Raw genomic sequence first — 9,015 nt, forward strand, 5'->3', positions numbered from 1 at the left:
GGTCAACCCGTTGGAATACTACCTCAATAATCGTAAGTAAATACAAACGTAGCGCCGTATACGGAAAACCGTACGTACGGTGCAACGGGAGGGTCGAGCCGCTAACGCGGCTCACTCTACCCTATTGTATGCCAATCTGTGACAATTGTGTTCATCTTTCCGCAAAAATATACATCCCGTGTACCAATATGCTAAAATGACAACATTCCGCGGCGCATTGGGGGAAATGTTTGCAGCACAGGAGGAATTGCTTTGTGAAGAAATGGAAGCGGCTGTCCGAAGTGCTTTTTATCATACTTGGCTGTTTTGCGCTGTTCTGCTCTTTCTTTTCGATCATCAAGGAAAATACAGCGCTTGATCTGATCAATCAGGATATTGCTCGTGATATCCGCAATGATACCGGCAAAAGGGTTCTGGTTATCTGTTCTGATTGCGCAAGTGATCTGGATGCACAGTTTGAGATCAATGCGATTCAGGATACACTGTACCGTCAGGGGATCGGCTATGATACGGTGTATCTTTCCATGGTATCCGACACGCTCGTACAGCAGGAACTGCAGGAAAAATGCAGCCATGGAATCCAGGGCGTGATTGCCTGCGGTGATGCAGCGTTTTCTCTTGCCTGTGATGAACAGAACGGTCTGTTTGCTAACGTTCCTGTGCTTTTCATGGATGTAACAGATGAGAAGGCGGCTGCAGAGCAGGTGCAGAGAAATACCCGTTTTGCCGGTATCACAGATTCTAACCGCATGGAAAACGTGCTGGCCAGTGTGACAAAGATGATGCCGGCTGCAGGCTATATCACCATGGTTACAGATGACAGTACCCAGGGACTGGCAGATCAGCGCGACCTGCAGGCTGCTCTACAGAAGAATTCTTCTTACAAAGTGACCCTGCTGCATGCGGACTATATGACACGTGATGCCCTTGTGGAACAGATTCAGGCATGTGGAGATTCAACGGCTCTTGTATATCTGGAAGCTGGCAGTGATATCTATGGCAATGTCTATTCTCGTGGCGATAATCTGAAAATGCTGAAAGAGAATGCATCCGTGCCTGTATTTGGTATCCATCCCGGCGGGATCGGCAGTGGCATCACCGGTACTATCACAGCTAATTTTTCTCTGGAAGCACGTAAAACTGCCGGCATGGCAGCGGATGTACTGCTTGGCAAAGCATATACAGAAAATCTTGGCGTACAGTCAGATGCTTCCGCATTCTCTGTCTTTGATCAGAAACTGCTTGATACATATCATTTGTCTGCCAGCAGTCTGCCTGCCAATGCGTTTGTGGACAGGGATGGGAAAGTGTTCTTTGCCCTGCATCATGCAGTCAAGATGGAAGTGGGCAGTGCCATTGCAGGTGTATTGCTGCTGACAGCGGCGCTGTTGATGCATGCCCATTCCTATCGGCAGATGGCCATTGCCGCCCGCCAGGATCATACACAATTGAAGTATCTGGCTGAGCATGATGCATTGACTGGTCTGTATAACCGTGAAACAACTTTTACCAAGCTGCTTCCCTGGCTGCATGGCTGTAACAGATATACGCTGATCACGATTGATCTGGATGATCTCAAGGAAATCAATGATACGTATTCCCATCCGTTTGGAGATGTTGTGGTAGCCGCCATTGGCAGAAGGCTGCTTGGGTTTGCCAAGCAGAATGATGGCTTTGTGTCCCGCTATGGCGGTGATGAATTTCTGTTTGTCAAACGCAATGTCAATGTACAGCCTGATGATGCCTTCATGAAGCAGATGATGGCACTCGTCTCTGCTGAGATCATGGCCGACCATATGCCTCTGTCAGTTTCAGTCAGTGCCGGTATCTGCAACTGTCCGGATCATTATCTGGATCCACAGAAACTTGTTCTCAATGCGGATCTGGCTATGTATGAAGCCAAGCGGCGTGGTAAAAACTGTGCGGTATTGTATACAGAAGAGATGCGCAGAAAGCTGCAGGAAAGCCATGATGCCCGCCAGGCGGTGGCCGATGCCATTCATCACGATGGCTTTGTGATGGTCTATCAGCCCCAGGTCAGCACCGTGACCCAGCAGTTGTCCGGCTATGAAGCGCTGGTCCGGCTGAAACATTCCCACCTAGGTCCGGATGTCTTTATTCCGGCGGCAGAAAAAGCCGGAATGATCTGTGAAGTTGGCAGAATCATCACTGAAAAAGTCCTTATGCAGATAGCAAAGTGGCAGCAACAGGGCAGGCAGTTGTTCCCGGTATCTGTCAATTACAGCCCTGGCCAGATCAGTGACACCGGCTATGTTGACTGGCTGCAGGAAATGCTCAAAAAGTATCGGATTCCACCGCATCTTTTGAAGATTGAGATCACCGAAAGCATGTTTATGAACAATGCCCAGGAGTCTGTGCGCCTGTTTGACCAGCTGCACAAGATTCATGTAGGCCTGATGATGGATGATTTTGGCACTGGCTATTCTTCTTTGAGCTATCTTAACTGGATTCCGTTCAATACGATCAAGATTGACCGTTCGGTCGTGACGGCATGGCTGCAGCCAGGCCGCCAGGATGCGATGAACGATTTGATTTCCATGGCTCATCATCTTGGCCGCAGTCTGGTAGCGGAAGGTGTCGAGACAAAGGAACAGTATGAAATCCTGAAGAAACAGGGTTGTGATTATATCCAGGGCTATTATTTCAGCCGGCCGATTCCGGCGGATGAGGCAATTGCATGGCGCATCGGAGAATCCTGATGCGCTTTTTTGTGGAAAACAGGACGTTGTGATGGTATCCGGACATGTTTATACTTGTAATACAGAGGTTAAAATGAAGATAAAACCAATGGTATGGCTGACGAAGAAGGACGTTACAGGTTCTGCAGACAAGGATCAAAGAGGTGCTTCATACTGGCATCGTGGGCACAGACACAAGAAAAACAGTCAGTCCAAGAGATCAATAACAGGAGGAAAACATGGCAACGATTAAGGATATTGCCAGGATTACCGGCTACAGTATTGGGACGGTATCCCGGGTGATGAATCATCATCAGGATGTTTCCGATAAAGCAAGAAAAGAGATTGAGCAGGTGATCGAGGAGCAGGGCTATCAGCCCAATGCCAATGCCAAGCTGCTCAAACAGACGCATACAAACAGTATTACCGTATTCATCAAGAGTACATGCAATATCTTCCTCAATGGCATGCTGGAGAATATTCAGAGCATGCTGAAACAGGCAGGGGAAGAAGTAAAAGTTGTGTTTATGGATGAAAACAGTGATGAGGTTCTGGCCGCAAAACGTATTTGTCATGACAATCATCCGCGCGGCCTGCTGTTTTTAGGTGCGGATCTGGATCATTTCCGCCATGAATATGAAGAAATGGGGGTGCCAGCTGTGCTGGTGGCCGCTGATGGCAATGGTCTGCATATTGACAGCCTGTCTTCTTACTGCACGGATGATGATGCCGGAGCAAGGGCAGCCGCAGAATATCTGATTGACCATGGCCACCGTCACATCGGTCTGCTTGGCGGTGTGGATCCCGATGTGCAGGGACAGGTTGCCTATAAGCGTTATCATGGCCTGAGCAGCTGCCTGAAGGAGCACAATCTTTCCTTTGTGCGCAGCCGGCAGTATATTCCCTGTGAATTTTCTCTGGAGGGCGGCTATGAAGCCGGCAAAAATCTGCTGCATACATTTCCTGAAGTCACTGCCGTTTTCTGCATGAGTGATACCGTTGCCATTGGCGCCATGCGGGCATTCTCAGAAGCAGGACGCCGCATTCCGGAAGATGTTTCTGTTATTGGATTTGATGGTATCGATTATTCTCAGTTTACGGTTCCCCGTCTGACAACTGTATGTCAGGATACAGAGACGATTGTGCGCAGCAGTGTCAATGATCTGTTAATGCGGATCAAGACAGATGCCCCTTCCCGCCACAGCATGGTGCCGTTTCACATTGTGGAAGGAGAGAGTGTCTGCCAGCTTTCAAAGTGATTTCAGGGTAAGACTGTCTTTGGCAAGCTGACAGTAGCTGTCGGCATTCTGCTGGATGCCATTGATCTCTTCTGCTGTCAAAGGACGCATCACTCTGGCTGGTACTCCTATGATCAGAACTCCTTCAGGATATTCTTTATCCTGGGAAACAAGGGCGCCGGCGGCCACAATGGTATTTGCATGAATATGGGCGCCATTCATGATGATGGCACCCATGCCAACCAGTACATTGTCATCAATGGTGCAGCCATGGATGATGGCACTGTGGCCAACTGTAACATTGTTCCCAATTGTGACGGGATGGCCCTTGGAGCCATGCACCATAACAAGATCCTGAATATTTGTGTTGGCACCAATGGCAATAGGCGCCATATCCCCACGCAGCACGGCATTGTGCCAGATGGAACTGTTTTCCTGTATGGCAACAGAGCCTGTCATAACCACATTCATGCCGGTATAATATGCATGCATATACTTTCACCTCTTCCTTTTTACCATCATAATCCATGCAGTCCGATCTGAAAACAGACGGCGTGCAATGATTGTACTGCCAGAAAGGTATAGGAAATTTTTATATCTGCTGATTATTTTCTTGTATTTTTCATTTGCTGATCTCTTTCGTAAACTATGACTAACAAAGCGAAGAAGGGAAGAGTAGACAGATGTCAAAGCATGACAGAGAGGTTTCTGCATTTGGTGAAAGGGAACTGCGGCGGCATTGATTGAACATGGTCCTGGAGCTGCCTGGCTGATATGTAGGTCAGGACGGGGAATCCCGTTACAGATTGCGAGTATTTCTGGTTTCAGCGTACTTGAAGAGGAAGTGGCCGAGAGGTCATTTTGAAGTAAGGTGGTAACGCGCAGACAGCGCCCTTATTGACGGGAGTGCTGTCTTTTATTTCCATTGCTTTCCGCTTCAAGAAAAACAAAAGAGGAGGAAAAGAAAAACGCTATGAAAAAGAATGTGATCAGAACTATTACAGCTGCTGTGCTGGCAGCATCTCTGGCAGGATGCGGCAGTGCTTCCACAGCCGCATCTACCAGCAGTGCATCTGCGGCAAGTGACAAGGTGATCAGAGTGGGTGCTTCCGCAACCCCGCATGCCGAGATCTTAAACAATGTTGTCAAGGATGTCCTGGCTGAAGATGGCTGGACGCTGGAAGTCACGGAGTTCACAGATTATGTGACGCCGAACACTGCCCTGGAAGAGGGCTCTCTGGATGCCAACTATTTCCAGACACTTGGCTACATGGAAGGTCAGAATGAGGACAAGGGCATGCATCTGGCGGCTGCAGTTGGTGTGCATATTGAGCCGATGGGCATCTATTCTTCCAAGATTACAAGTCTGGATGATCTGCAGGATGGTGCCGAGATTTCCCTGCCGAATGATACCGAGAATACAGACCGCGGCCTCAGAGTTCTGATTCAGGCGGGACTGCTGAATGATCCGGGTACAGATGGCAACCTGTCTGAGACTGACTTCAATGGCAACAGTGAACTCAATCCACATAACTACAAGATCACACCGGTTGAAGCTGCCCAGGTTTCCCGTACACTTGATGATGTCGATATTGCGGTTGTCAATGGCAACTATGCGCTGGAAGCAGATCTGCCTTCTACATATCCTGCCATCTATGTCGAACAGTTTGATGATGAGACAACCGTTGTGCGCACAAACTTCATCGTCGTGGAAGAAGATCAGCTGGACAGTGACAAGACAAAGGCACTGGTCAACGCGATCACATCTGACAAGGTCAAGCAGTACATTGAGGATACCTATAAGGGCTCTGTGATTCCGTCCTTCATTGATGCAGAAGGCAATCCAGTCACTTCTGACTGAGAGCTGCATTAACAATTCTGGTCCTGTGGCAGTTCTGCCATGGGACTTTTTTCTTTATTCTCCTGCCGATCTGATTAGATGCATGAGACTGTGCTATAGCTTAAGCCTATAACTGATGATTGTTTTCTGGTATTTGTGGAAGTATTGCATCGCAGAAAAGGGAAGGTATACTAGGAACCATCAAAGGCGAGGAAGGGAAGAGTAAACAGACGTCAAAGCAAGACAGAGAAGTTCCTGCATTCGGTGAAAGGGAACTGTGGAGGCACTGATTGAAGATGGTCCTGGAGCTGCCTGGCTGATATGTAGGTCAGGACGGGGAATCCCGTTATAGATTGCGAGTATTTCTGGTTTCAGCGTACTTGAAGAGGAAGTGGCCGTGAGGTTATTTTGAAGTAAGGTGGTAAAGCGCAGACAGCGCCCTTATAGGAGAAGGGTGCTGTCTTTATTTATTTGCCAGTATCTTTCCGCTTCAAGCAAATCAAAAGAGGAGGAAAAGAAAAACGCTATGAAAAAGAATGTGATCAGAACTATTACAGCCGCAGTGCTGGCAGCATCCCTGGCAGGATGCGGAAGTGCTTCCACTGCAGCATCCGGCAGTGCATCTGCAGATTCATCTGACAAGGTCATCAAGGTTGGTGCTTCATCTACACCGCATGCCGAGATCCTGAACAATGTTGTCAAGGATGTCCTGGCTGAAGATGGCTGGACGCTGGAAGTCACAGAATTTACTGACTATGTCACACCGAACACTGCTCTGGAAGAGGGCTCTCTGGATGCCAACTATTTCCAGACTCTGACATACATGGAAGATCAGAATAAGACCAATGGCCTGCATCTGGCTGCTGCTGTTGGTGTTCATATTGAACCGATGGGCATCTATTCTTCCAAGCTGACAAGCCTGGATGATCTGCAGGATGGTGCTGAGATTTCTCTGCCGAACGATGCAGATAACCTGGACCGCGGCCTGAGAGTACTTGTACAGGCTGGTCTGCTGAAGGATCCTGGCACAACAGATTATGTTACTGAGTCCACATACAATGGCAACAGTGATCTGAATCCGCATAACTACAAGATCACACCGGTTGAAGCAGCGCAGGTTTCCCGTACACTCGATGATGTCGATATCGCTGTCATCAATGGCAACTATGCCCTTGAAGCAAGCCTGCCTTCCACACATCCTGCCATCTATGTTGAGCAGTTCGATGATGCCAAGAAGATTGCCCGCACAAACTTCATCGTTGTAGAAGAAGATCAGCTGAACAGCGAGAAGACAAAGGCACTGGTCAAGGCCATCACATCTGACAAGGTCAAGCAGTACATTGATGATACATATAAGGGATCTGTCATCGCATCCTTCATTGATGAGAATGGCAACCCGGTCACTTCTGACTGAGTCTTACATCAATCATAAGCATTTGTTCAGGAGTCCTGTGCTCCTGAACATTTGTTGTTTCAAGGAAGGAGTAAACAATGATCGATCTGGTAAATGTACAGAAGAGCTTCGGTGATAACGAAGTCCTCAAAAACATCAATATTCATATCAACGACAAGGAAATCTACGGCATCATCGGTCAGTCCGGCGCCGGCAAGTCCACGCTGCTGCGCTGCATCAATGGCCTGGAGGATTTCCAGTCCGGTACGATCACAGTAGATGGTCAGAAGATTGACTGCCATAACAAGAAGCAGCTGCGCCTGCAGCGCAAGGACATGGGCATGATTTTCCAGAACTTCAATCTGCTGAGTCGTCTGGATGTTTATGGCAATGTGGCGCTGCCTATGCATTTCTGGGGCATTAATCCTAACAAGCCGGAGAACAAGGCAAAGATTGAGCATCTGATTGAGCTTGTGGGCCTCAGCGACAAGGTACATGCCCGTCCATCTGAGCTTTCCGGTGGTCAGAAGCAGCGTGTTGCCATTGCCAGAGCACTGGTCAATGATCCTAAGATCCTGCTTTGCGATGAAGCAACCTCTGCGCTGGATCCGCGTATTACCAACGGTATTCTGGAACTGCTGAAAAAGATCAACAAAGAGATGGGCATTACGATTGTGGTTGTGACCCACCAGATGGAAGTCGTCAAGCAGATCTGTGAAAGAGTTGCGTTTTTGAAGAATGGTGTTGTGCTGGCAGAAGGCAAACCGGAAGATCTGTTTGTACGTCCGACTGAAGATATCCGCCGCTTCCTTGGTGAAGAAGGACAGCATCTGCCAACAACCGGTGTCAATATCCAGTTGTTTTTTACAGATGACAGTTCCAAGGAACCGGTCATCACGGAAATGGCCAGAGAGCTTGGCATCGATTTCTCAATCTGCTGGGCAAAGCTGGAAGAGTTCCGCACCGATATCTACGGATCACTTGTCTTGAATATTAACGAAAAAGATCAGGATCGCGTCGCTGCCTTCCTTAAGGAGAAAGGCGTGTCCTGGGAGGTGCTGAAAGCATGAATATGTCATCTGTTTTGTGGCAGGGCACACAGCAGACCCTGTACATGGTATTTTTCTCCACACTGGTCGCTGTCATCGTCGGATTCTTCCTGTCGATTGTACTGACACTGACTGCACCGGATGGATTGAAGCCCAATAAGGTTGTCTATGGCATCCTGGATGTCATCGTCAATATCTTCCGTTCCTTCCCGTTTATCATTTTGATGCTGCTGGTGATCCCGCTGACAAGACTCATTGTCGGCAAGTCCATCGGTACAACCGCTGCCATCGTGCCACTGACCATCTATGCGATTCCGTTCATTGCCCGTGTGTTTGAAAACGCAATGCGGGAAACAGATGCAGGTGTCATCGAGGCTGCCAAGTCCTTTGGTGCAACAGACATGCAGATCATCTGGAGAGTATACTTCAAGGAAAGTGTTCCCCGTCTGCTCAATGGCATCGTCCTTCTCATCATCAACATGGTCGGTGCCTCTGCAATGGCAGGTACCGTTGGCGGCGGCGGTCTTGGTGATGTCGCCATCAGAAAAGGCTACCAGTCCTACGATATCAAGTATCTGTTCTGGACATCTGTAATCCTGATTGTGTTTGTCCAGCTTGTACAGGCTGTTGGCAATTGGCTGTATCGTAAAAAGAGCTGATCCTGCACCGCAATAGGGTAGAGTGAGCCGCGTTAGCGGCTCGACCCTCCCGTTGCACCGTACGTACGGTTTTCCGTATACGGCGCTACGTTTGTATTTACTTACGATTATTGAGGTAGTATTCCAACGGGTTGACC

The 9,015-nt window shown here is 48.5% G+C and carries 8 protein-coding genes; 7 read left to right on the plus strand and 1 reads right to left on the minus strand.

The annotated features are described in order from the left end of the window. The first annotated feature begins 254 nt into the window (after positions 1-254). From MOZ60_RS11040 to MOZ60_RS11050, 3 genes are all read left to right on the plus strand, one after another. Positions 255-2,720 (plus strand): EAL domain-containing protein, encoded by a 2,466-nt coding sequence (locus tag MOZ60_RS11040; protein WP_370596718.1) that lies wholly within the window; start codon positions 255-257, stop codon positions 2,718-2,720. A gap of 73 nt (positions 2,721-2,793) precedes the next feature. Further along, a complete protein-coding gene (locus MOZ60_RS11045; protein WP_370596719.1) occupies positions 2,794-2,952 on the plus strand; it encodes a hypothetical protein in 159 nt (52 codons plus the stop codon). Beyond that, positions 2,939-3,958, plus strand: coding sequence for a LacI family DNA-binding transcriptional regulator (locus MOZ60_RS11050; protein ID WP_370596720.1), 1,020 nt, complete (start codon positions 2,939-2,941; stop codon positions 3,956-3,958). Before MOZ60_RS11045 ends, MOZ60_RS11050 begins: the two co-directional genes overlap by 14 nt. Here the strand turns inward: MOZ60_RS11050 and MOZ60_RS11055 are convergent. Further along, positions 3,950-4,429 (minus strand): gamma carbonic anhydrase family protein, encoded by a 480-nt coding sequence (locus MOZ60_RS11055; RefSeq protein WP_370596721.1) that lies wholly within the window; start codon positions 4,427-4,429, stop codon positions 3,950-3,952. The genes MOZ60_RS11050 and MOZ60_RS11055 overlap by 9 nt on opposite strands. 481 nt (positions 4,430-4,910) lie before the next feature. Here MOZ60_RS11055 and MOZ60_RS11060 point away from each other — a divergent pair, with 481 nt between their 5' ends. The 4 genes from MOZ60_RS11060 (at position 4,911) to MOZ60_RS11075 (ending at position 8,878) form a co-directional block, all read left to right on the plus strand. Next, on the plus strand, positions 4,911-5,798 hold the full coding sequence (locus tag MOZ60_RS11060; RefSeq protein WP_370596722.1) for a MetQ/NlpA family ABC transporter substrate-binding protein: 888 nt from the start codon (positions 4,911-4,913) through the stop codon (positions 5,796-5,798). A gap of 505 nt (positions 5,799-6,303) precedes the next feature. Continuing rightward, complete coding sequence (locus MOZ60_RS11065; protein ID WP_108774286.1) at positions 6,304-7,191, plus strand: MetQ/NlpA family ABC transporter substrate-binding protein; 888 nt, start codon at positions 6,304-6,306, stop codon at positions 7,189-7,191. 77 nt (positions 7,192-7,268) lie between these two features. After that, positions 7,269-8,240, plus strand: coding sequence for a methionine ABC transporter ATP-binding protein (locus MOZ60_RS11070; RefSeq protein WP_370596723.1), 972 nt, complete (start codon positions 7,269-7,271; stop codon positions 8,238-8,240). Further along, entirely contained in the window at positions 8,237-8,878 is a 642-nt protein-coding gene (locus MOZ60_RS11075; RefSeq protein WP_370596724.1) for a methionine ABC transporter permease, read from the plus strand. The genes MOZ60_RS11070 and MOZ60_RS11075 overlap by 4 nt, the downstream gene beginning before the upstream one ends. Positions 8,879-9,015: the final 137 nt, after the last annotated feature.

The sequence above is a fragment of the Grylomicrobium aquisgranense genome (assembly GCF_033971865.1).
GTDB classification, from domain to species: domain Bacteria; phylum Bacillota_I; class Bacilli_A; order Erysipelotrichales; family Erysipelotrichaceae; genus Bulleidia; species Bulleidia massiliensis.